Raw genomic sequence first — 20,789 nt, 5'->3', positions numbered from 1 at the left:
CATAGACCCCTGATCAGCGCGTCCGAGTCAAATCCTCCGGTTCGGCATTCCGGAGAGGAATGGTTCGATGAATGCGACGACGCACCGCGTCAATTCGGCGGTATTCGGGGCGATCTGCGGCGGCCGGGGTGGCCCGGACGCCATGAGGAGTTTACGGGCGGCGCAACGCAGCAAAGTCATTCTTTCCATCGGCGCGGTCGTCGCCCTGGCCCGTGACACCGGGCATCCGCACCGGACGCTCACCACGGACGCGTACGAACTGCTGCGGGAGGTCGAGCGGTCCGCGCCCGAGGCGGTCGGGGCGGTGCTGGACTACCCGCCGGTGGGCGCTTGGGCGTTGCGGACCGCACTGGCCCTGCACGGTGGCGACTCGGCCGGTGGCGACCCGGCCGGTGCCGAGCCGCAACGGCTCACCGCGGTGGCCGCGGCCGCCGCGACCCGGGCCGCTCGACCGGCCCGGTTACCGTTGCCCGGTTGGCCGGCAGGGCAGGTCGTACTGCCGTCCCTCGGCGTCGCCGTACTGCCGGCCGGGGACGCGCCGGTGGAGTTCGTCGCCGGGCCGGCGGGCCCGGAAATCGTTGCCGCCACCGGGCGGGTACCCGTCGGCGGGCCCGGCTGGCACCCCGTGCCGCGGATCCGTGCCGCGCACCGGGACCTGGCGCTCACGCTGTTCTTCGACCGGCTCGACCTGGGAGCCGGGCCGCGCACCGACGACCCCACCGCGGCACGCTGGCAGGCCGGGGTGGAGTCGGGCTGGCGGGTACTGGTCGAGCGGCACCGCCCGGTGGCGGACGAGTTCGTCGAGGCGATCACCCTGCTGGCACCGTTGCCCGAGCCGGCAAGCGGCACGGTCAGCGCGACCGCCCGGCACGCGTTCGGCGCGATCGCGATGTCCAGCCCCACCGGTGCGCGGTCCGTCGCGGTGACGCTGGCTCACGAGTTGCAGCACGCCAAGCTCTCCGCGCTGATGGACCTGTTCCCGCTCCTGTCTCCGGGCCCGGCGGGCCGGCACTACGCGCCCTGGCGGCCGGATCCGCGCCCGTTCAGCGGTGTGTTGCAGGGCGTCTATGCCCACCTCGCGATCGCCGACTTCTGGCGGCGGGAGATGGGTGGTGAGCATTCCGCGCAGGTGGAGTACGTGCGGTGGCGGGATGCGGTGCGCACCACCGCGGCCCGGTTGCTCGCCGCCGACCGGCTCACCGAACTGGGCCGGCGGCTGGTCACCGGCGTACTCGCGGAGGTCGAGGGCTGGTCCGAGACGGTACCCGCGGCGGCTCGCCGGGAGGCCGCCGAGGTGGCGGAGCGGCACCGCGACCGCTGGGTGCGCGCGCACGGGCCCATCGGCCGCCCGGACCCCGCGCCCCGATTTCCCGGCGCCGGGCTCGCCGCCCGCGATGAGCGGGCTGCACGACATCCGAGGAAGGTCGGTGAGGTGGACAGATTCGGTGAGGTGGACAGATGAAGCCGCTGACGGCTGGTGAGCTTCGTGGGGTCTGGGGAACGATCCTGCTCCCGCTGGACGACGACGACCGGATCGATGAGGGCCGCCTGGCGGACCAGCTCGATGCGCTCCTGGCCGCGGGGCTGGACGGCGTGTACGCCCACGGTACGGCCGGCGAGTTCATCACGCTCGACGAGGACGAGTACGACCGGGTCAGCGAGCTGCTGGCGAGCGCCTGCACGGCCGCCGGGACGGCGTACCAGATCGGCGCCAGCCATCCCGGCGCACAGGCGACCCTCGGTCGGGTACGCCGGGCCAAGCACTTGATGCCCGGCGCGTTCCAGGTGATCCTTCCGGACTGGCTGCGGCTGCACGACGACGAGGTTGTCGCGTTCGTGGCCAGGGCCGCCGAGGTGGCCGACCCGGTCCCGCTGGTCCTCTACAACCCGCCACACGCCAAGACCCCGGTACCGCCGGCGTTGCTGCGCCGTCTCTGCGAGCTGGTGCCGAGCCTGATCGGCGTGAAGATGGCGGGCGGCGACCACGACTGGTTCGAGGCCATGAGGCGGGCCGCCCCGGACTGCTCGATTTTCGTGCCGGGCCACACCCTCGCGTCCGGCATCGCACTCGGCGCCCACGGCAGCTACTCCAACATCGCCGCCATGTCACCGACCGGAGCCGTTCGCTGGTACGACATCATCGGACAGGACCCCGACGCCGGCATGGACATCGAACGACGCATCGCCGTGTTCTTCGCGCAACACGTCGCGCCGCTCCAGGCCGACGGCCTGTCCAATCCGGCGCTCGACCGGTTTCTCGCGGCCGTCGGAGCCTGGGCGGACATCGGTACCCGTCCACGGTGGCCACTGCGCGGTGCCCCGGACGAGGCGGTCGCCGCCGCCCGCCGTACGGCTCGCCGGATCCTGCCGGAGTTGTTCGCGCACTGAAGCTCGTTGCCGCCGGCGCTTCCGCTCGGCGTCCGGGCCCGGCTACGACCAGGGTTTACCCCGCACGTCCACCTACCGCCGGATGTCGACCCGCGTCACACGGTCAACGATCGTGGATGAGACCGGGGCGGAATGCGGAGGTGGCGGCGATGGTGACCAGGCGACGGGTACTCGGCGGGGCCGCGGCGGCGACGGTGGCGGCGGCAGCCGCCCCGGTACTGGGTGCGGGCACGGCTCACGCCGACTACACCACGATCGTCGACCCGAGTGCCGGCTACGGTACGTGGGAGGGTTGGGGTGCCGCGTTGTCCTGGTGGGCCAACGTTTTCGGCACCAACGACACGCTCGCCGACCTGTTCTACACTCGCGACACGGTCACCTACCAGGGTGCGCAGTATCCGGGGCTGGGCCTGAACGTGGTGCGTTACGACGTCGGGGCGTGCACGTACCGCGCCGTGGGTTCACCACCGGTGACCATGACCATGCCGGCGACGTGCGCGCCGTACAAGCGGACCGAAGGCTACTGGCTGGACTGGAACAGCACCGACCCGGCCTCGGCGAGCTGGAACTGGCAGGCCGACCCCCGGCAGCGGGCGATGATGACCAGGGCGCGGGATCGCGGCGCCAACGTGTTCGAGATGTTCTCCTGTTCCCCGCTGTGGTGGATGTGCCTGAACCACAATCCGTGCGGGGCGGCCGACGGCACGAACAACCTGCAGTCCTGGAACTACCGCCAGCACGCGGTGTACCTGGCGACGGTGGCTCGATACGCCCAGGACGCCTGGGGAATCCCGGTCGGGTCGATCGACCCGTTCAACGAGCCGTCGGCGAACTGGTGGACCGCGAACGGCACTCAGCTCGGCTGCCACGTCGATCCGGCGATCCAGCGGCAGGTGATCGGATACCTGCGCGACGAGCTCGACAGCAGGGGCCTGACCTCGACGCTGGTGGCAGCCTCCGACGAGACCAGCTACGACGCGGCGCGCGCCACCTGGACCGGGTTCCCGGCGGCCACGAAGGCCGCGGTCGGGCGGGTCAACGTGCACGGCTACGAGTACGGCAACGACGGCACCGCGCGCTCGCCGCTGTACAGCGCGGTGCACCCGGACGGCAAGCGGCTGTGGCAGTCGGAGTACGGCGAGGGGTACGCGCACGGGCTCTACCTCGCCTACGCGATCACGCTGGACCTGCGGTACCTGCACCCGACCGCGTGGTGCTACTGGCAGCCGGTGGATGGGCTGACCTGGGGCATGGTCGCGGCGACCTACGACACGACGACGGTCAGCGGGACACTCGGCGGGGTGGCGAACAAGTACTTCGTCTACGCCCAGTACGCACGGCACATCCGGCCCGGCATGACCATTGTGGACAGTGGAGACCAGGCCACGGTCGCGGGCTACGATCCGGTCGCGCGCCGACTCGCGCTGGTCACCGTGCGCGGCGGCGCGGGGCAGCGGGTCACCTACGACCTGTCCCGGTTCTCTTCCGTCGGCGGTGCCGCGGGCGCCACGGTACGCACCTGGACCACCGACGCCGACCCGAACGGCGCGATCGGCCGGCAGTACCAACGCGGCGCCGACCTCACCCTCAACGGCAAGTCGTTCACCGCGACCCCGCCGACCAACGCCGTGGTCAGCTTCGAAATCGACAACGTGAGCCGGTGACCGCCGCCGGGCGCCGCCGGTCCGGCACCGGCGGCGCCGGGCGGCGCGGGCTTACCGCCGCCGGGGCTACCGTGGCGCCGGAGCGCGCAGGACCGTACCCAGCACTCGCGCGAGGGGGAAGTACCCGATCTGCCGGGAGTCGAAGCTGGACCGCTGGTTGTCACCGAGCAGCACCAGCGCACCGGCCGGTACGGTGCCACCTGGCAGACCGGGTACCGGCGGTGTCGGGTCACCCGGCACCGCGGCAACCCGTTTGATCATCCATCGGCGGGCAGCAACCGCCCGGGCTCCCGCCCCGCGCGCGAGCACCGGGCCGGGCCAGCCGCCGGCATCCGATGGTTGTTCGACCACCACCACGTGCCCCACCCGAATCGATACCCGACGGCGGGCGATCACCCGGTCGCCGTCGCGGTAGGTCGGCGACATGCTGTCGCCGTTCACCCTCACCGCGACGAGTCGCCTGGCTGCCACCGCCCCGGCCACCATCAGCACGAGCCACGGCCCGCAGGCGACCGCGCAGGCCGCGACCCAGCCGGACGTCTGACCCAGCGCGGCGGCAAGCAGCGCATCACCGAGCAGGGCCACGGCAATCACCACCGCGCCCCACCGGTGGACGCGACGGCCGCCGCGACCGCGGCTTTCCATCCCGTCGATCGGCATCGTCCGGATCGCGCCGGGCGCCGGTTGGTCGCTCATCCGGAAACCGACGGTTGAAGCTCGTCCCGCGGCTGGTATCCGGAAGCCTGAAGCGCGAACAGGCGGGCGTACTCGCCGCCGCGGCGCATCAGTGTCGTGTGGTCCCCCAGTTCGACCACGCTTCCGTCGGACAGCACGACGATCAGATCCGCGTCCCGTACGGCACCGAGGCGGTGTGAGATGAGCAGGCTGGTCTGTCCGCTGCGCAGGCGCCGCAGTGACGCGTGGACCTCGTGCTCGGCCTCCGCGTCGAGCCCCGCCGACGGCTCGTCGAGGATCATCAGGTCCCGGCGGTTGCGCATGAGCGCCCGGGCCAGCGCGATGCGTTGCCACTGGCCGCCGGAGAGCACCACACCGGTCTCCGGGTCGTCCCGCTCGGATTCCATGAAGAACATCCGGGTCAGCAAGGTGTCGTATCCCTGCGGAAGGCCGGCCAACTTGTCGTGGATTCCCGATTGCCGGCCGGCCGTCTCGATCCGCTCCCGGTCACCGAAGCCGTCCACGTCGCCGAGGCCGATGTTCTCCGCCGCGGTGAGGTCGTACTCCATGTAGTCCTGGAAGACCGCACCGATACGCCGTCGCAGTTCGGCCGGGTCGACCTCGCGCAGATCCCTCCCGTCCCAACGGATCACGCCACGGGTCGGGTCGTAGAGCCGGCACAGCAGTTTGACCAGAGTCGACTTGCCCGCGCCGTTGAGACCCACCAGCGCGCACGAGCCGCCGCTGGGAATCCGCAGGTTGACCCCCCGCAGTACCCACGGATGCTGGTCTGAATAGCGGAACCAGACGTCCTGGAACTCGATGCCCTCGCGCAGTGGAGCCATGGACGCGGGCGGCGCGGCGATGGGCAGATCGGGGCGGCTGTCGACCACCGCGCGGTAGTGGTCGAACATGAGCAGTCCATGGTGTGCCCGGGCGACCTGGTTGGCCAGCGTGGCCATCGCTCCCTGCATGCCGGCGACCGCGGCGACGAACACGGTCACGTCGCCGACCGACAGCCGGCCGGCGCGCGCCGCGCTGACCGCCCACATCAGCCCGGCGCCGCACACGACCGCGGCGATGAACCCGAGGCCGGCTTGCTGGAGCACATCCCGCCGGTCGACGGCGCGCTTCGCCGCGTTGGCGGTGCGCCGCTCGGCGAGCATCCTTTCCCGGAGAAAGGTGCCGATGCCGAACAGGCGGATCTCCTTGGCGGCCTCCACAGTGGACAGTAGGCTGCCGTAGAACGCCTCACGACGTTCGGCCGGGCCGATCCTCCAGTACATCCGCGCTCGCCGCCGGGACATGGCCAGCTCGGCGACCAACGCCGGCAGCCCGGACGCCAGCGCGGCAACGGCCATCAGCGGACCCAGCACCAGCAGGGAACTGAGGAACCCGGCAATGGTCAGCGCGGCCCGGCCGATGCCCAGCACCCCGTCGACCACCTGATTGGGCGTCGTACCGCCGGACTGTTGGGCCAGTCGCAGCCGGTCGAGAAAGACCGGGTTCTCGAACGGGCCGATGCCGACGAAGCCGTCCACGGCGGTGAACAGCCGGTTCTGGGCCAGGAGGCCGACCCGGCGATCCAGTTCGGCACGGAGGTACTGGGTCAGCGGCGGCTGCACCGCGGCGATCACGCCGACGGCGGCGAGACCACCGACGATCGCGAAAAGCGAGCCCAGCGGGCCGCGCTGGACGAGGTTGTCGAGGGCCAGCTTGGTCAGCCACGCGGCCGCCACCGGCGCCAGACCGGCGGTGAGGGTGAGCACGACGTACCAGGCGACGGTCGCCGGGGCGGCGACGAGGGCCAGCGCGCACGCGGCGGCCACCCGGCGCGCGAGCGTTGTGAGCCGCAGGCCACGACGGATGCGGCCGAATCGACGACCGCCGGGACCCGCCCCGGAAGTGCGTGCGGGACCGGTCATGCCGCGGCGACGACCGCGCGGTCCAACCGGATCCGGTCAGCGGTGACCAGGACGCGACCGTCGGGGTCGGGCGCGACCATGAGTACGGTCGGGTAGGCGCTGACCCGGAAGGCACGGGTCGCCACGCCGGTGCTGTCTTCGAGCACCACCCTGGCGACCTGCCCGAGTTCCGCGACGTAACCGGCGGCCTCCGCGGGATCGGACGCGACGACGGTGGCCAGTACTCGGTCGCGCCCGCCCGGCAGCGTGCGCGCATAGGCGACGAACTCGGGAAGCCTCTTCTCGCAGGGCCCGCAGCCGGGGGTGAAGAAGCCGACGAGGGTCTCGGCGGTCACGTCTTCGTAGCTGACCGACTCGCCGTTCACGGTCGTGGTGGCGAACGCGTCCACCGCGTCGCCGATCGTCAATGCCGGCTGGGACGGCACGCCGGTGGCCGACAACAGCGCCGTGTGCTCGCGCAGCCGCTTTATCACGCCGACGCTGAGCACCAGATTCACAACGCAGACCATGCCAACAAGAGCGATGGCGGCGATTACGAAAGGCATCGACATCTCCGGTCGTCTCGACTCACTGTGACTTCACGATCTGGCCCGACTCGACACCGGCCGCCGGCGGGGTGGTGACGCTGGCACGGCGGGGCGGCGCGGCGCCATCGGTCAGGGGCCGGAACAGGTCGACGATGTCGTCGAGCACGGCGACCAGCCCGCCAAGAATCAGGCCGGCGAGCACCGCGAGCACGACACCGCCGGGCTGCACGCCTCCGGCGGGATGTCCGACGACCAGTCCGCACGCCGCGACCAGCGCCAACCCGGCGTTGCGGGCGATGTGGTGCCGTCCCAGCAGCGCGCCGGAACTGCCGAAGCACCGGCAGGACGCCCGTACGCCGCGGGCCAGGGCACCCGCGATGGCCACCGAGAACCCGACCAGCAGAGCCACCGCGAGCGCGTATCCCACGACGACCAGGTTGGCGCACAGCAGCGCACAGACCGCGAACTCCGCCGCGACCACCACGACCGCCGTCGGCACAACGGGCAACGCCGTGGGCGGGCGCAACCCGCGCACGGAGGCGACGAACTGCCCGAAGGCGGAGCGCCCCGCCACCTTGCTGATCGACGAGACGATGAATACCGTCCCGATCAGACATCGGATACCCAACGCGAGATATTGCACGGTGTCCTCCGCTGCCGCTACGGCCTACCGGTGACGCGCCCGCGTCGGCGCTTCCGGACCCTGGTCGGGCCCGGAAGCGCGGCGACTGGCGAGATTCAGCATGAACAGAGAACGACCTCACAGCCGCAGCCCGACCGGCACCGGGCAGCGCAGCTTGCCCAGTAGCCACACTGACTCTGACACTGCCAGCACGAGCTGTAGGACGTCAGGTACTCCGCGCCGCAGGCTCCGGCGTCCACCTTCGGTACGAACAGCGCGAGCAGACCGCTGCCCATCGCTTCCAACTTCCGGTACATCCGCACTCCTCACGGGATCGGAACGTGTCAAGCGAGCAGACAGGCGCGGCGACGTTCAGGAATCAGCACTCGCAGTAGATGACCTGACAGCCACAGCCCGACCGGCACTCGGCGGCGCAACTGGCCCAGTAACCGCACTGGCTTTCGCACTGCCAGCAGGAGCCGTAGTGCTCCAGTTGCTGGGCGCCGCACGCGCCGGCATCGACTCTCGGCACGAACAGCCCGAGCAGGCCGCTGCCCATCGCTTCCAGCTTGCGAAACATCCCTACTCCTCACCCGAACGAAACGTGTCACTCTCCAAGTGCCGGCCGCCACCTGTCAAAGAGTGAGGCTATGGGCGGGTTCGATGGTTCACGTCCGCCCCGGGATTGATCCCGACCTACAACCCACGCGGTAGCCGGACAGGGCGCGACGGGCCGCGGGGCGCGTTGAGGGGCTGCTGCACGGCGTGCAGCAGCCCCTCAACGTGCGGTGACCTACCGGCGGGAGATCACTTGATCTGGATGTCGGTCGCCCCCGAGAACGGGACCGTCAGGCGCCGGGCATCCGGATCGAACTGGAAGCCGTGACCCGCAGCCAGTCTCACACCGTTCCTCGTGACCCGGGAGAAGTGGTCGACGTGAACCTGCACCGCACCGCCGGTACCCAGGTTGCCGAACCGCAGGCGGATGGCTCCCGTGTGGGTCGTCGAACAGGTGATTCTCCGCACCTCGCCGCCGGTGTAGTAGTCGAAGAAGCCGTCGACTCCCCGGGCCGGGAAGACCTCCAGGGACAGGGTCGGCGCCCAGTCGGGCGTCCAGTTGTTGTTCGACCGCACGATGTCGCCACGCGGGACGATCGCACCCGCGCGGACGTACACGGGGATGGTGTCCAGGGGCGCAACCGCGGTGATGGTGGCCGGACCGGTGAACGTGGTGGTCTTGTCGTTGTAGTCGATCCAGGTGCCGGCCGGCAGGTAGACCTGACGACTGGTGGCTCCCGCCATGATGACGGGGGCCACCAGCAGTTCGTTGCCGTACAGGTACTCGTCCCACATGTCGGCCACGGCCGGGTCGTTCTCGAACATGATGGGCATGGCGCGGACGGCGGCCATCCCGGTCTTCGTCGAGGCGTACTGGTATGACCGGGCGTAGGGAATCAGGTCGTGATGGGCCTGGGTCTGGGTACGAGCGATGTCGATGAGTTGCTGGTCGTAGTTGGTCCAGATGGTGCGGTTGGGGCCGAGTAGCACTTCCATCATCGGCACGTACGTGCTGAACTCCAGCCAGCGCGCGAAAGTCTCCTTGTTGGGAGTGCCGCTGTAGCCACCGGTGTCCGAGCCGGCCATCGAGAAGTTCATCACTCCGGCCCGGATGACCTGCTTGACCGAATCGGCCAGCCCGGAGGCGTTGGCGTCGCTGTCACCGTTCCAGACCGCCACGTATCTGCGGGACGTGTCGTGCGCGTTGCGACCGAAGACGAAGCCGTCGCCGGGGAACACCTCTTCGACCGACTCGCGGGCCATCCTGGTCATCAGGACGCCGAGCTCGTTTTCCAGCGCGGCCGGGTACTCGCCCTGTTCGCCACGGTCGATCTTGTATCCCCGTACGCCCAGGTTCACGTACCCTTCCTGCAGCCTCTGCCTGAAGTGGTCGTATGCCTCCCGCTGCCGCAGGTCCACGCCGGGATTGGCGGTGTCGATCGGCCATCCGTTGGCGGCGTCGAACAGGTACGGGGTGAACGCCGGGTCGGTCAGCATCGAGTTGTTGGCCCGGTTGGCGATCCAGACCAACAGGTGCATCCCCCGTCGCGCCAGATCGGCGATCATCGCCTCGGGATCGGGGAACGAGGTGGCCCGCAGGTCGAAATCGAAGTTGCCCCAACCCACCAGTCCGCCCCCGCCGGAGCCCACCGGGCGGTCGATCCACATGGCCGCCGACGGGATCTGGTAGCGCTGCAGGTTGTCCGCGTCGATCCTGACCAGCTCCTGCGCGCTGGCGGCGCCCTGCTGGGCCTGGCCCGTCGCGTTCGTGTGGTCGTCACGCCAGAAGATCGGCTCGAACGCCCACAGCGGCGGCATGAGCGCGCCGCCGGCCAGCGTGTTGAACCGTTGCAGCATCTGCGCGTAGGTCGGCCCGTAGATGACGTGGTAGGTCAGCGTCGGGGAGTCGAACTCGAAGTTGGTCACCCCACCGACGCCCGTGGTGTAGCGGGCGCTGGCTTCCGACGGGGCATAGACGGCGTACCTGCCGGAGGTCAGGTAGAAGGGTGCGCGGGCCGACGGGTCCCCGCTGCCCACCGGCGGATTCGAGGACCCGCGCAACGCGACGGCCTCGGCGCCCCGGTTGTCCAGCGCGCCGCCGGTGCCGTTGTAGGAATACTCCCAGAGGCCGTAGTAGTGCTCGCCCCGGTCGACGAACTGTTCGCGGATGGCGCTCGCCGCGCCGTTGTCGAGTGCCAGCGACACCTGCAGCACCTCGGGGCTGGTGAAGGTGAAGCGCACCCGCGCCGTGTCACTCGTCCCCACCAGGCTCAGCCGCGCCTCCAGCGCCTTGCTCCTCCGGCTCGTGACGGTCGCCTCCGCGGCGATGAGCTGGCTGCCGGCGGTGAACCGCGTCTCCGACTGGCTGACCAGCACGTGGCCGGTCGACTTCTCGATGACCCGGTAGGAGTAGGGCGACGCCGTGACCTCGACCCTGAGGGCGGAGGACTCCAGCGTCGAGTGTTCGTGGCCAGTCGTGCGCGGCTGGGATCCGGGATCCGCGCCTGCCTTCTCCGGTAGGGCCATCGGGGCCAGGGCCGCGGCGGTGAGCCCGGTGAGCACCGATCTTCGGGATACACGATCGCGCATTCCGGCGTTCCCTCCTCAGGGTCGTGACGGAGTCATCGACGCATGTACATTCAAGATCGTATTCCGGGCGGGCTCGCCGCTGTCAAGCGACCCGGACAGTTTTTCCGGCTGGCGGCAGGGTTTGCGACTCCGGCGCGGCAGGGTTTGCGGCTCCGGGGCGGCAGGGTTTGCGGCTCCGGCGCGTGGACGTGCCCGCCGCCCACAGTGGACGGTCGCCGTCGCCTGGATCGTCGCCGTCTTTCTTCATCCTGTCGAAACCTTGCGAGGATACGTCGATCCTTGTACCGTGATTCGGACATTAGACTCCCTTCCGTCGTCGCGGTCCGGTCACCGGATACGCCGCCGTCCCCGGACTCCCGGGATCCTCGCCGCTCACGAGGACCGACGGTGCGGCCGTCGGTCGCATCCCCCGGCCCCACCGCGACGAGACCGTCCCCGAGGAGCCGAGATGCGTCCGCGTACCGATCCCCTGCACCGAGAACGCGCCCACGACCAACATGCTCACGACCAACGCGCCCACGACCATCGACCGCCGGCACCGCACCGGCACTCCCCCGCCGCCGGGCTGCTGCCGGTGGCGACCCTGGCCGCCGCCGCGCTGGCCATCTGCGCCGCGAGCCCGGCAGCCGCGCACGCCAACCCGGTGGCGGCCCACCCCGCCGCGGCGACCTGCATCGCCTCCGGCACCGACGCGGCCATCAACGCCGCGCTCGCCGGTACGGGCGCCGAAGCGGTGCTCTGCCCCGGCGCCGTCTTCCAGCTCGGCAACCCCATCACGTTCACCGCACCGAACCAGAAGATCTACACCCAGGGGCTGCCCACCGACGCGACCCGGGCCAACCTGGTGGTCACCGGCAGCGGGCTGTCCACCGCGATCCAGGGCAACGGCCAGCCGGGCGTGGTGGTGCGGAACATCCAGATCAACGGCAACCGGCCGGCCCTCGGTGTGGTCTCGGGCGGCGGCGCACTGCTGGAGATGGGTGGCGCCGGGACCAACCAGACCGTCCAGAACATCTACGCGCACGACACCCGCAGTTGGTCGACCCTGCACTTCATCGAGGGCCGGGTCACCGACAACACACCGCAGTGCCAGGGCGGGCAGATCCTCGACAACCAGCTCGGACCGGCCGGCACCGCGACCCCGGACGCCACCGGCGTCTGGGCCGACGGCATCTCGCTGGCCTGCGGCGGCAGCCTGGTGCAGGGCAACACCATCACCGACGCCACCGACGGGGCGATCGTCGTGTTCGGCGCGCCCGGCTCCACCGTGCAGAACAACACCATCGTCGCGAAGAACCAGTTGCTGCTGGGCGGCATCAACATGGTCGACTACGCGCCGATGAACGGCAACTACACCGGTACCGTGGTCACCCACAACACCATCGACGCGCTCAGCGCGTTCATCAAGATGGGCATCGCGCAGGGCCAGCAGGCGTGGAACTGCCTGACCGGCACCAACTACGGCGCCACGGTCACCGGCAACACCCTTGAGGGCCAGTACATGGGCTACGGGTACGCGGTCGACGGGGTGAGCGACTGGACCGTGACCGGCAACGTGGACAACTCCCGGCACGTCGGTACCCAGACCGCCGGTGGGTGCTTCGGCAGTCCCCGCGCCTCCCAGCCGGCCGGGTACCAGGTCGAGTCGGCCACCTCCAGCGACCTCCAGCCGGAGTTCACCAGCGCGGTGCTGACCAATGCCCTGGGTACTCTCAACTCCCCGCCCATCACCGCACCCAGCGGTCCCGCGCTGGCCGCCAGCCCGTCCAGCGTCTCGTTCGGCAACCAGGCGATCGGCACGACCAGCGCGCCGCGTACGGTGACCGTCACCAACACCGGCGGCTCCGCGGCGGCCATCTCCTCCATCACGGCCAGCGCGCACTTCGCCCAGGCCAACACCTGTGGCACCGCCCTGGCAGCCGGCGCCTCCTGCACCGTCACCGTCACCTTCAGCCCCGCCGCGGCCGGCGCGGCCAATGGCAGCGTCGCCATCGCGAGCAACGCCGCCAACTCACCGACCACGATCGCGTTGTCGGGTACCGGTACCGGTACGGCGACCAACCTGGCGCTGGCCGCCACCATGACCGCCAGCAGTACCGCGCCGGGTTATCCGGCGACGAACGCCAACGACGGCAACGGCGGCTCGTACTGGGAGAGTGTCAACGGCTCCGGATTCCCGCAGACGCTCACCGCCAATCTGGGCTCCTCGCAGAACCTGGGCTCCCTGCGGCTGCGCCTGCCGCCCTCGACCGCCTGGGCGGCCCGCACCGAAACCTTGTCCGTGCTCGGTTCGACCAACGGCACCACCTACACCACCGTGCTGCCCTCCGCCGGGTACACGTTCGACCCGGCCACCGGCAACACGGTCAGCGTCAGCCTCCCGGCCGGTACGGCGGCGCAGTACCTGCGGCTGTCCGTCACCGCGAACACCGGGTGGCCGGCGGCGCAGGTCGCCGAGTTCGAAATCTACTCGAGCGGCGGCACCACCACGCCGACCAACCTTGCCCTCAACGCGCCGATCACCGGTTCCAGCCACACCCAGACCTACCTGGCCGGCAACGCCGTCGACGGCAACACCGGCACCTACTGGGAGGGTGCGGGCGGCGCCTGGCCGACCACGCTGACCGTCGACCTGACCACGGCGAAGGCGCTGGGCTCGGTCGTGCTGCACCTGCCGCCGGCGACCGCCTGGTCGACCCGCACGCAGACCCTCACGGTGCTGGGCAGCACCGACAACAGCGCGTGGAGCACCCTGGTCGGCTCCGCGACGTACACCTTCGATCCGGCCACCGGCAACGCGGTGACCATCACCCTGCCGGCCGGCACCACCGACCGGTACCTGCGGCTGTCCGTCACCGCCAACACCGTGCAGAACGCCGCGCAGGTCTCCGAGTTCCAGGTTTTCGGCGCCTGATCCGATCCACTATGGACGGTGCCGATCGGAGTCGTCCTCGCAATGCGAGAGGGGCCGGGCGGGCACGCCGCCCGGCCCCCGCGCAGGGCCACCGGGCTCAGCCGTCGGAGCGCCGGCGCTGCAGCGTGAACGTGTCGAACGGCCGCACGTCGCCCCCGGTGCCGACGACGTCGTAGTAGGTGACGGTGATGGTGGTCAGGTCGCCCTTGTGCTTGCCGGGGTCGACGGTGAAGGCGGCGAAGCCGTACGAGTTGGCGGCGTCGCGCACCGCCGACCACGGAGCGTCCTCACGCGTGTAGACCGGTGCGTGCTTGCCGGTCGTCGGGTCGGGCGCGGTGACCGAGGTGATGACGCGGCAGGCGGGCGGGTTGAAGAACAGCTGGTTCGACGGCGCCGACGTGCCACCGCCGCCGATGACCATGTGGACCGTGCCCTTGCTGGTGTCGATGACGTCGGTGCGGGTCGAGGCCGGGATCGGGGTGAGCGTCGCGTTGGCCTGCCGGCCACGGATCGGGTGCGAGCGCTCGTAGTGGTGCTCGTGCCCGCACACGACCAGATCCACGCCGTACTTGTCGAACAGCGGCAGCCACTCCTGCCGGATGCCGAGGTCGGCGCCGTTGAACTGGTCGGCCGTGCTGATCGCGACCTGGTGCATGCAGACCACGATCCAGTCGATGTCGCGGTCGGCGCGGGTGTGCTTCAACTCGTTCTCCAGCCACGCCTTCTGAGCGCCGCCCGAGTAGCCGCGCACATAACTGTCGCCGCCGTCCTGCAGGATGATGTCGTCGTTGGCGAGGAAGATGACCCGCACCGAGCCGACCGTCATCGCATACCACAGGCCCCGGGTGACGTCGGTCTGCCCCGGCTGGCGGGGCGTCGCGAAGTACGTCTGGAAGGCGGCGTACCCGATCGGGCCGTTGCCGCGCTCGTTCTCGTGGTTGCCGGGGGCCGGCATCCACGGACGGTTGCGGGCGCTGCGCGTGTTGTTGTCCCAGAAGTCCGACCAGGTACGCACCCGGTCGGTGGCCAGGTTCGCGTAGCACAGGTCGCCGTTGAACAGGTGGAACAGCGGCTGTACGCGCTCGATGGCGGTGGGCAGGTTCGCCGACGCCGGCCCGCCCAGGTTGTCGTTGACAAACGGTGGGTTGGGCAGGTTGACGCCGGCCGGCGGGACGAACACCTTGCCGGTCGTCGGCGTGCCCTGGTCGCCGAAGCTGGTGAAGGTGAACGCCTGGCGCCCCTTGGGTGCCGTCGCGAACGACCCGAACACCGGCTGCGCTCCCTCGTGAACGGCGAGGTAGACGTACTCCTGGTCGGGCTTGAGGCCGGTCATCCGGGCGTGCTGCGCGTAGACGACCTGACCGGACTTGCCGTCGGTGTAGCTGACCGTCTCGGCGTGGTACGTCCGGCTGTACCGGCCGTCCGTGCCGCCGAGCAGCACGCGGGCGCCTTCCACCGGCTGCAGCGTGTGCCACGACACCACGACCTCGATCGCGGCGTCCGCTCCGAACTGCAGGTGCACACCGTTGACCGCGGGCGTGCGCAGCGGGTCGCCGGCGGCACCACCGATCGCGGTGGACGCCGAGGAGCCGGAGTGCTTGCTGGATCCGCTCGCGGCGGATGCGGTGCCCGCCAGCAGCGGGGCCGCCGCGACACCGGCACCGACGGCGCCGGTGGCCGCGAGCAGGCCGCGCCGGGACATGTGTGAGGTGAAGAGCTGTTCATCGTTCGCCATAGCCGACACGATGCCTAGGCTGCCGGACGGCTGTGCGACGGCCGGGTGAACCCTGGGCCAAATTCTTGCCGGTACCGCGGCTGCCCGCGGCCGGTGCTCGGATCGCCGCCGCCCGGGCCGTGGCGAGGCCACGACCCGGGCGGCCGGCGGGATCAGTTGTCCGCGCCGTGGTCGATGGGCGGCGGCATCGGGCTGTCCGCGCCCTTCACGCTCTCCCAGATGGCCTGGTTGAGCTGCTGTTCCGGGGCGAGGTCCGCGTCGCTGAAGTCCATCTGTTCCGACTGGGCGGCCATCGGTGCATCGGCGCCGTTGACCTGGGTCAGCGACTGGCTCGGCGTAATCGCCGAGAACGGTGTGAGGTTGGGCTTCTTGGCGAAGCTCGCGGTCATCGGCGTGGCCATCGCGTCGAACTGGGTCAGCGGGCCGATGCCGGCCAGGAGCTCCATCGTGCGCATCATCGCCACCGTGCTGTACTGCGTCGAGTCCACCTTGCCGGTCTGGGTGTACGGGCTGACCACCAGCGCGGTGGTGCGGTGCGCGTCCACGTGGTCCGGACCATCCTGGGCGTCATCCTCAGTGATGAAGACCGCCGTGTCCTTCCAGTACGGGCTGTGCGAGACCGCGTCCACGACGCGACCCACCGCGAGGTCGTTCTCCGCGACCATCGCGGCCGGCGTGAGCACACCCGGCGTGGTGCCCTGCGTGTGGTCGTTGCCGAGCCGCAGGAACTCCATCGTCGGCAACTGGCCGTCCGCGACGAACTGGTTGAACTCCTTCGTCCACTCGTCCACCCGGCTGTTGTCGGTGAGGGTGAGGTTCAGCGCGGCGAAGTTCGGGTCGGTGTGCGCGGCCAGCCGCGGCTCGGTCGGGAACACCTTGGCCGGCAGCGGACCGTTGGCCCACATGCCGTAGTTGCGGTACGAGATGCCGGCGTCGTCGAGCCGGTCCCAGATCCGGGAGTCCCCGGTGATCTTGCCGGGATCCGTGGCCTGGTTGGTGTAGACGTCGTCCGAGCGCCCGCGACCGCTGTAGGCCACCGGCCACAGGTGCTCGTTGTAGCTGTTGGATTCGGATCCGGTGGCCCACTCCCAGCCGTCGGAGGACACCGCGCCGTCGGCGTAGAAGTTGTCCAGTGTGACGAAGTCGCGGGCCAGCGCCCGCTGATTGGGGGCCGAGTCGTCGCCGAACAGATTCAGCGACGGATCGCCGTTGCCCTTGCCCAGGGAACCGAAGACCTGGTCGTAGGTGCGGTTCTCCTTGACGATGTAGATGACGTGCTTGATGGGCGTGGGGTCGCCGGGGCGGGCCGGTACGACCGACTTCGGGCCGCGGGCGGACTGGGCCGAGGAGTCGAACCGGTCGTTGTCGCGCACCTGCCGGGTGAACTTCTTCAGCTCGGCCTTGCCGGGCACGGGCACCGCGGACAGGGTACCCATAATCATCGAGCCGACGTACTGGGACATGTCGTCCACCACCGGGTTCGGGCCGCCCGGGTTCGGGCCGGCACCCAGCCCCTTGGCGTTGGTCACCAGCAGGCTTCCACCGTTTCCGGCGACGGTGACCGTGGTCGGGTACCACCCGGTCGGGATCAGCCCGTCCACGGTGCCGGTCGCGGCGTCGACGACGGCGACGTCGTTGTTGCCGGCGTTGGCGACGTAGATCGTGCGCCCGTCGGGCGACACGTCCAGGCCCTCGGGGCTGGTACCGACCGGGGCGCCCCGGTACGGGGCCAGGTCGAGGTAGCGGCTGACCGTGGTCGCGTTCGGCCCGATCACCGCGACCTTGTCGGTGTCGGTGACCGCGATGTAGAGGTCCTTGGTGACCGGGTTGCGCGTCATCGCGGTCGGGTGGCTCCCGACCGTCAGCGTGGCCTTCGTGCCCAACGTGGCGGCGTCGAGCACCGAGACGGTGTTCGTACCCCAGTTGGAGACGTAGGCGGTACTGCCGTCCGCGGACAACGCCACCGTGTACGGGTTCGGTCCGGTCTTCGCGGTGGCGGTCACCGTACCGGCGGACGTGTCGAACTCAGCGACCTGGCCGTTGCCGTTCTCCGCGGCGTACAGGCGCTTGCCGTCGGCGGACAGCGCCAGGCCGGCCGGGAAGGTGTTCGCCGGAAGGGCAATCGGGGAGCCCTCGGTGAGCGTGTCACCGCTGTGCGCGTACACGCGAATCTTGTTGTTGCCGCCGGCCGAGGCGTACAGCTTCGTGCCGTCCGGGCTCCACACCAACCCGATGAACAGCGCCTCGGGGGCCTTGTAGTCGATATGCTGCACGACCCGGTGGGTCGCCGCGTCCAGCAATTGCAGGGACTGCAGGTTGTCGCCGTCGTTGCTGACGGCCAGGTACTTGCCGTCCGGGCTCAACGCCGCACCGAACGGCTTCTCCCCCAACCGCACCTGGCTGCCCGCCGGTGTCACCTGCCATCCATAGGTGGTCAGCGCCGTGCCGTCCGGACGCGGGCCGACCAGCCCGGAGCCGCCGTGTGCCGCAGCCGCCACCGCCGAACCCGCCATGACCAGGGTGAGCGCGCCCAGCCCCACCCACCATCGTCTCAGGATGTCTCGCATCCAGCCGTCTCCTTCGCATCGGACACATGGGACCGGCTTGACGTTAGGCAGGCGAACCATCCAGAAACCGGGTAGACGAGTGAAGATCACGCGAACAATGGTGAGGACCCGTAAAACCAATCAATCGGCCATAGCCCGTTGTCTACGATCGTGTCGCCTCCGCGTTCCCCGAATGTCGCCTTCGCGCTCTAGCGTCGACCTCCGTCGCCTCACCGACGCACCGGCACGACCGTGGAGGATGTCTGGATGCCCGCTGCCGCACCGCTCGCGCTCGAGGCGACCGCACTGGCCAAGCGTTACGCGGGCACGACCGCCCTGGGCGACGTCGATCTGCGGGTCACGACCGGTAGCGTGCACGGGCTGCTCGGCCCCAACGGCGCGGGCAAGACCACGCTGCTGCGCCTGATTTTCGGGCTGGCCCATCCGGACGCCGGCACCATGACCCTGTTCGGCCGGCCGGTGACCGCCGGGCGCACCGACCCGCAGCTCGGCGGATTCGTGGAGGCGCCGCAGTTCTACCCGCACCTGTCCGGCCGGCGCAACCTGGAGATGCTGTCCGCCTACGACCACCGCTCGGACCCGGCCCACCTGGAGACGTTGCTGGAACAGGTCGGGCTGGCCCAGCGCGCCGGCGACCGGGTCGCTGGGTACTCCCTCGGCATGCGCCAGCGGCTGGGCATCGCCGCCGCCCTGCTGCGCCGGCCGCGGCTGCTGGTGCTCGACGAGCCGAGCAACGGCTTGGACCCGGCCGGCATCCGTGACCTGCGCACGCTGACCGGCGAGCTGGCCGCCGACGGCCTCACGATCCTGCTCAGCAGCCACCGCATGGATGAGGTCGAGGCGGTCTGCGACGCGGTCACCATCCTGCACCGCGGCGCGGTCGCCTACGCCGGCACGGTCGACGCGCTGCGCGCCCAGGCACCCGCGCCGGAGTACCGGCTGCACACCGCCGACGATGCCGCGGCTGTCGCCACCGCCCGGGCGCACAAGGCGGTCACCGTCGAGTGGTACCTCACCGGCGGGCTGCTCGTGCGGGCGCAGCAGAGCGACCTCGACGGGTACGTCGTCAACCTGGGCCGGGACGGCATCGCCGTGCAGGCGCTGCACCGGTCGACCAGCGCGCTGGAACAGATGTTCTTCAGGCTCACCAAAGCCGACGGCCAGACACGGGGCGCCGTAGACGCGCAGGCTCGACAGGAGGCCGCGGTCGGATGAGCACCTGGACCGTGTACCGCTGGGAGATGGAGAAGCTGGCCGCGCTGCTGCGGGTACGGTTGGCCGCCGGCGCCTGTTTCGTCGCCCCGTTCGGGTTCGCCGTCGCGCTGCGCCTGCAGGACGCCGTACCGGCCGACACTCTCTTCGGCGAGTGGGTTCACCTGAGCGGCTTCGCCACCCCGATGGTGCTGCTGGTCTTCACCAGCCAGTGGGCGCTGCCGCTGATTGCCTGCCTGGTGGCCGGAGACATCTTCGCCGCCGAGGACCGGTACGGCACCTGGAAGACGATCCTCACCCGCGCGGCCAGCCGTACCAGCATCTTCTGGGGCAAGTCCCTGGCCGCCATGACGTACTCGGTGCTGATGGTCGCGCTGCTCGCCCTCGGCGGGCTCAGCGCCGGCGAGCTGCTCATCGGGCACCAGCCGCTGATCGGCCTGTCCGGCACCCTGATCCCACCGGGGCAGGCCGCCGGCCTCGTACTGGCCAGCTGGGGCGTGGCGGTGCTGCCCACGCTCGGGTTCACCGCGATGGGCCTGCTGTTCTCGATCGCCACCCGCAACGGGCCGGCCGGCATCCTGACGCCGACGGTGATCGGTCTGCTGATGCAGCTGCTGGCGCTGATCAGCGGCGCCGACCTGGTACGACGGGTCCTGCTGACCACGCCGTACAACGCCTGGTTCGGATTCGTGCGCGCCGACCGGTACTACGGCCCGCTGCTGTGGGGCACGGTCGTCAGCGCGGGGTACGTCATCGGCTGCCTCGCACTCGGCTACCTCCTGATGCGGCGCCGGGACATCGACGCGGGTTGAGAGGAGCGACGGAATGAGGGTCTTCCGCTGGCGGCCACTGGCCGTGATCGGCGCCGCCGCCGCGCTGATCGCCTCGGCGTCGGGCTGCGGCTCCCCGAGCATCACCGGCGCCGGCCTGCAGCGCGACTTCGGGCCCAACTTCGCCCAGCTGTACCTGATCCAGCAACAGCTCATCGGCCACCCGGACGCCGTCGCCGACGCTGGAATGCACACCGCGATCTGCACCAGGGGCGGGCCGGAGACGCCCGATCGGGGCGCCGGCACCAACTGGAGTTGCCAGGTCTACTGGCCATCCGGTCCCGGCGGCCAGACGCAGACCCTGAGCTACGAGGTGGACGTCAAGCCGACCGGCTGCTACACGGCCCAGGGGCCGGCCAGTCTCGTGGGCCAGCAGACGATCCGCGCGGTGGACGGCCGGATGGTGACCAACCCGCTCTTCGAGTTCTACGGCTGCCTCGACGTCGGTTGAGGGAGAGGCCGTCGGTTGAGGGAGAGGTCGTTGGTTGGGGGAGAGGTCGTCGTTTGCGCGGGGCTCGTCACCCGGCTATTGTTCGAGCCGAATTCGTTCAGGCGCGCGCTGTCGTCGCGCACGACCCAAGGA

The 20,789-nt window shown here is 70.4% G+C and carries 15 protein-coding genes; 7 read left to right on the top strand and 8 right to left on the bottom strand.

All coding sequences use genetic code 11. The annotated features are described in order from the left end of the window. Window positions 1–142: 142 nt before the first annotated feature. The 3 genes from Raf01_RS16205 (at window position 143) to Raf01_RS16195 (ending at window position 4,052) form a co-directional block, all read left to right on the top strand. A complete protein-coding gene (locus tag Raf01_RS16205) occupies window positions 143–1,462 on the top strand; it encodes an HEXXH motif domain-containing protein (protein WP_203918705.1) in 1,320 nt (439 codons plus the stop codon). Then, window positions 1,459–2,388, top strand: a complete 930-nt coding sequence (locus Raf01_RS16200) for a dihydrodipicolinate synthase family protein (RefSeq protein ID WP_203918704.1) — start codon at window positions 1,459–1,461, stop codon at window positions 2,386–2,388. The genes Raf01_RS16205 and Raf01_RS16200 overlap by 4 nt, the downstream gene beginning before the upstream one ends. A gap of 149 nt (window positions 2,389–2,537) precedes the next feature. Beyond that, window positions 2,538–4,052, top strand: a complete 1,515-nt coding sequence (locus Raf01_RS16195) for a glycoside hydrolase (RefSeq protein ID WP_203918703.1) — start codon at window positions 2,538–2,540, stop codon at window positions 4,050–4,052. 66 nt (window positions 4,053–4,118) lie between these two features. Here the strand turns inward: Raf01_RS16195 and Raf01_RS16190 are convergent, their stop codons facing one another. The 6 genes from Raf01_RS16190 to Raf01_RS16165 all read right to left on the bottom strand — a co-directional run bounded on the left by Raf01_RS16190 (window position 4,119) and on the right by Raf01_RS16165 (window position 10,948). Then, the gene (locus Raf01_RS16190; RefSeq protein ID WP_203918702.1) at window positions 4,119–4,748 is read right to left on the bottom strand and encodes a S26 family signal peptidase; all 630 of its coding nucleotides are present in this window, start codon (window positions 4,746–4,748) and stop codon (window positions 4,119–4,121) included. Then, window positions 4,745–6,556 carry an ABC transporter ATP-binding protein gene (locus tag Raf01_RS16185; protein WP_239133650.1) on the bottom strand — a complete coding sequence of 604 codons (1,812 nt, stop codon included), beginning with the start codon at window positions 6,554–6,556 and terminating at the stop codon, window positions 4,745–4,747. Before Raf01_RS16185 ends, Raf01_RS16190 begins: the two co-directional genes overlap by 4 nt. A 92-nt stretch (window positions 6,557–6,648) precedes the next feature. Then, the gene (locus Raf01_RS16180; RefSeq protein WP_203918700.1) at window positions 6,649–7,149 is read right to left on the bottom strand and encodes a TlpA disulfide reductase family protein; all 501 of its coding nucleotides are present in this window, start codon (window positions 7,147–7,149) and stop codon (window positions 6,649–6,651) included. A 70-nt stretch (window positions 7,150–7,219) separates the two neighbouring features. Next, the gene (locus tag Raf01_RS16175) at window positions 7,220–7,807 is read right to left on the bottom strand and encodes a MauE/DoxX family redox-associated membrane protein (RefSeq protein WP_203918699.1); all 588 of its coding nucleotides are present in this window, start codon (window positions 7,805–7,807) and stop codon (window positions 7,220–7,222) included. Between the two features lie 373 nt (window positions 7,808–8,180). After that, window positions 8,181–8,381: a hypothetical protein gene (locus Raf01_RS16170; protein ID WP_203918698.1), complete on the bottom strand. Its 201-nt coding sequence runs from the start codon at window positions 8,379–8,381 to the stop codon at window positions 8,181–8,183. 227 nt (window positions 8,382–8,608) lie between these two features. Further along, window positions 8,609–10,948 carry a glycoside hydrolase family 31 protein gene (locus tag Raf01_RS16165; protein ID WP_203918697.1) on the bottom strand — a complete coding sequence of 780 codons (2,340 nt, stop codon included), beginning with the start codon at window positions 10,946–10,948 and terminating at the stop codon, window positions 8,609–8,611. Window positions 10,949–11,396: 448 nt separating this feature from the next. Between Raf01_RS16165 and Raf01_RS16160 the strand changes: the two genes are divergently transcribed. Beyond that, on the top strand, window positions 11,397–13,862 hold the full coding sequence (locus Raf01_RS16160) for a discoidin domain-containing protein (protein ID WP_203918696.1): 2,466 nt from the start codon (window positions 11,397–11,399) through the stop codon (window positions 13,860–13,862). A gap of 97 nt (window positions 13,863–13,959) precedes the next feature. On the opposite strand, the gene Raf01_RS16155 is transcribed toward Raf01_RS16160, so the two are convergent. Continuing rightward, window positions 13,960–15,597, bottom strand: a complete 1,638-nt coding sequence (locus Raf01_RS16155) for a purple acid phosphatase family protein (protein ID WP_203918695.1) — start codon at window positions 15,595–15,597, stop codon at window positions 13,960–13,962. A 152-nt stretch (window positions 15,598–15,749) separates the two neighbouring features. Then, window positions 15,750–18,164, bottom strand: coding sequence for a bifunctional YncE family protein/alkaline phosphatase family protein (locus tag Raf01_RS16150; protein WP_203918694.1), 2,415 nt, complete (start codon window positions 18,162–18,164; stop codon window positions 15,750–15,752). 246 nt (window positions 18,165–18,410) lie between these two features. On the opposite strand from Raf01_RS16150, the gene Raf01_RS16145 reads away from it, so the two are divergent. The 3 genes from Raf01_RS16145 to Raf01_RS16135 are packed head-to-tail and all read left to right on the top strand — an operon-like array spanning window position 18,411 to window position 20,657. Next, window positions 18,411–19,379, top strand: a complete 969-nt coding sequence (locus tag Raf01_RS16145) for an ABC transporter ATP-binding protein (RefSeq protein WP_203918693.1) — start codon at window positions 18,411–18,413, stop codon at window positions 19,377–19,379. Further along, window positions 19,376–20,188, top strand: coding sequence for an ABC transporter permease (locus tag Raf01_RS16140; protein WP_203918692.1), 813 nt, complete (start codon window positions 19,376–19,378; stop codon window positions 20,186–20,188). Before Raf01_RS16145 ends, Raf01_RS16140 begins: the two co-directional genes overlap by 4 nt. A gap of 13 nt (window positions 20,189–20,201) precedes the next feature. After that, window positions 20,202–20,657: a hypothetical protein gene (locus Raf01_RS16135; protein ID WP_203918691.1), complete on the top strand. Its 456-nt coding sequence runs from the start codon at window positions 20,202–20,204 to the stop codon at window positions 20,655–20,657. Window positions 20,658–20,789 lie beyond the last annotated feature (132 nt).

Source organism: Rugosimonospora africana (genome assembly GCF_016862975.1).
Classification (GTDB): Bacteria; Actinomycetota; Actinomycetes; order Mycobacteriales; family Micromonosporaceae; genus Rugosimonospora; species Rugosimonospora africana.
Note: the sequence above shows the minus strand (reverse complement) of the source record. Positions and strands in the feature narration are given on the sequence as shown.

Bases quoted from the DNA above. Each gene is read 5' to 3' on its own strand.
- Raf01_RS16170 (WP_203918698.1), bottom strand. From the start codon at position 8,381: ATGTTTCGCAAGCTGGAAGCGATGGGCAGCGGCCTGCTCGGGCTGTTC.
- Raf01_RS16190 (WP_203918702.1), bottom strand. From the start codon at position 4,748: ATGAGCGACCAACCGGCGCCCGGCGCGATCCGGACGATGCCGATCGAC.
- Raf01_RS16155 (WP_203918695.1), bottom strand. From the start codon at position 15,597: ATGGCGAACGATGAACAGCTCTTCACCTCACACATGTCCCGGCGCGGC.
- Raf01_RS16165 (WP_203918697.1), bottom strand. From the start codon at position 10,948: ATGCGCGATCGTGTATCCCGAAGATCGGTGCTCACCGGGCTCACCGCC.
- Raf01_RS16205 (WP_203918705.1), top strand. From the start codon at position 143: ATGAGGAGTTTACGGGCGGCGCAACGCAGCAAAGTCATTCTTTCCATC.
- Raf01_RS16160 (WP_203918696.1), top strand. From the start codon at position 11,397: ATGCGTCCGCGTACCGATCCCCTGCACCGAGAACGCGCCCACGACCAA.
- Raf01_RS16140 (WP_203918692.1), top strand. From the start codon at position 19,376: ATGAGCACCTGGACCGTGTACCGCTGGGAGATGGAGAAGCTGGCCGCG.
- Raf01_RS16195 (WP_203918703.1), top strand. From the start codon at position 2,538: ATGGTGACCAGGCGACGGGTACTCGGCGGGGCCGCGGCGGCGACGGTG.
- Raf01_RS16200 (WP_203918704.1), top strand. From the start codon at position 1,459: ATGAAGCCGCTGACGGCTGGTGAGCTTCGTGGGGTCTGGGGAACGATC.
- Raf01_RS16135 (WP_203918691.1), top strand. From the start codon at position 20,202: ATGAGGGTCTTCCGCTGGCGGCCACTGGCCGTGATCGGCGCCGCCGCC.
- Raf01_RS16150 (WP_203918694.1), bottom strand. From the start codon at position 18,164: ATGCGAGACATCCTGAGACGATGGTGGGTGGGGCTGGGCGCGCTCACC.
- Raf01_RS16145 (WP_203918693.1), top strand. From the start codon at position 18,411: ATGCCCGCTGCCGCACCGCTCGCGCTCGAGGCGACCGCACTGGCCAAG.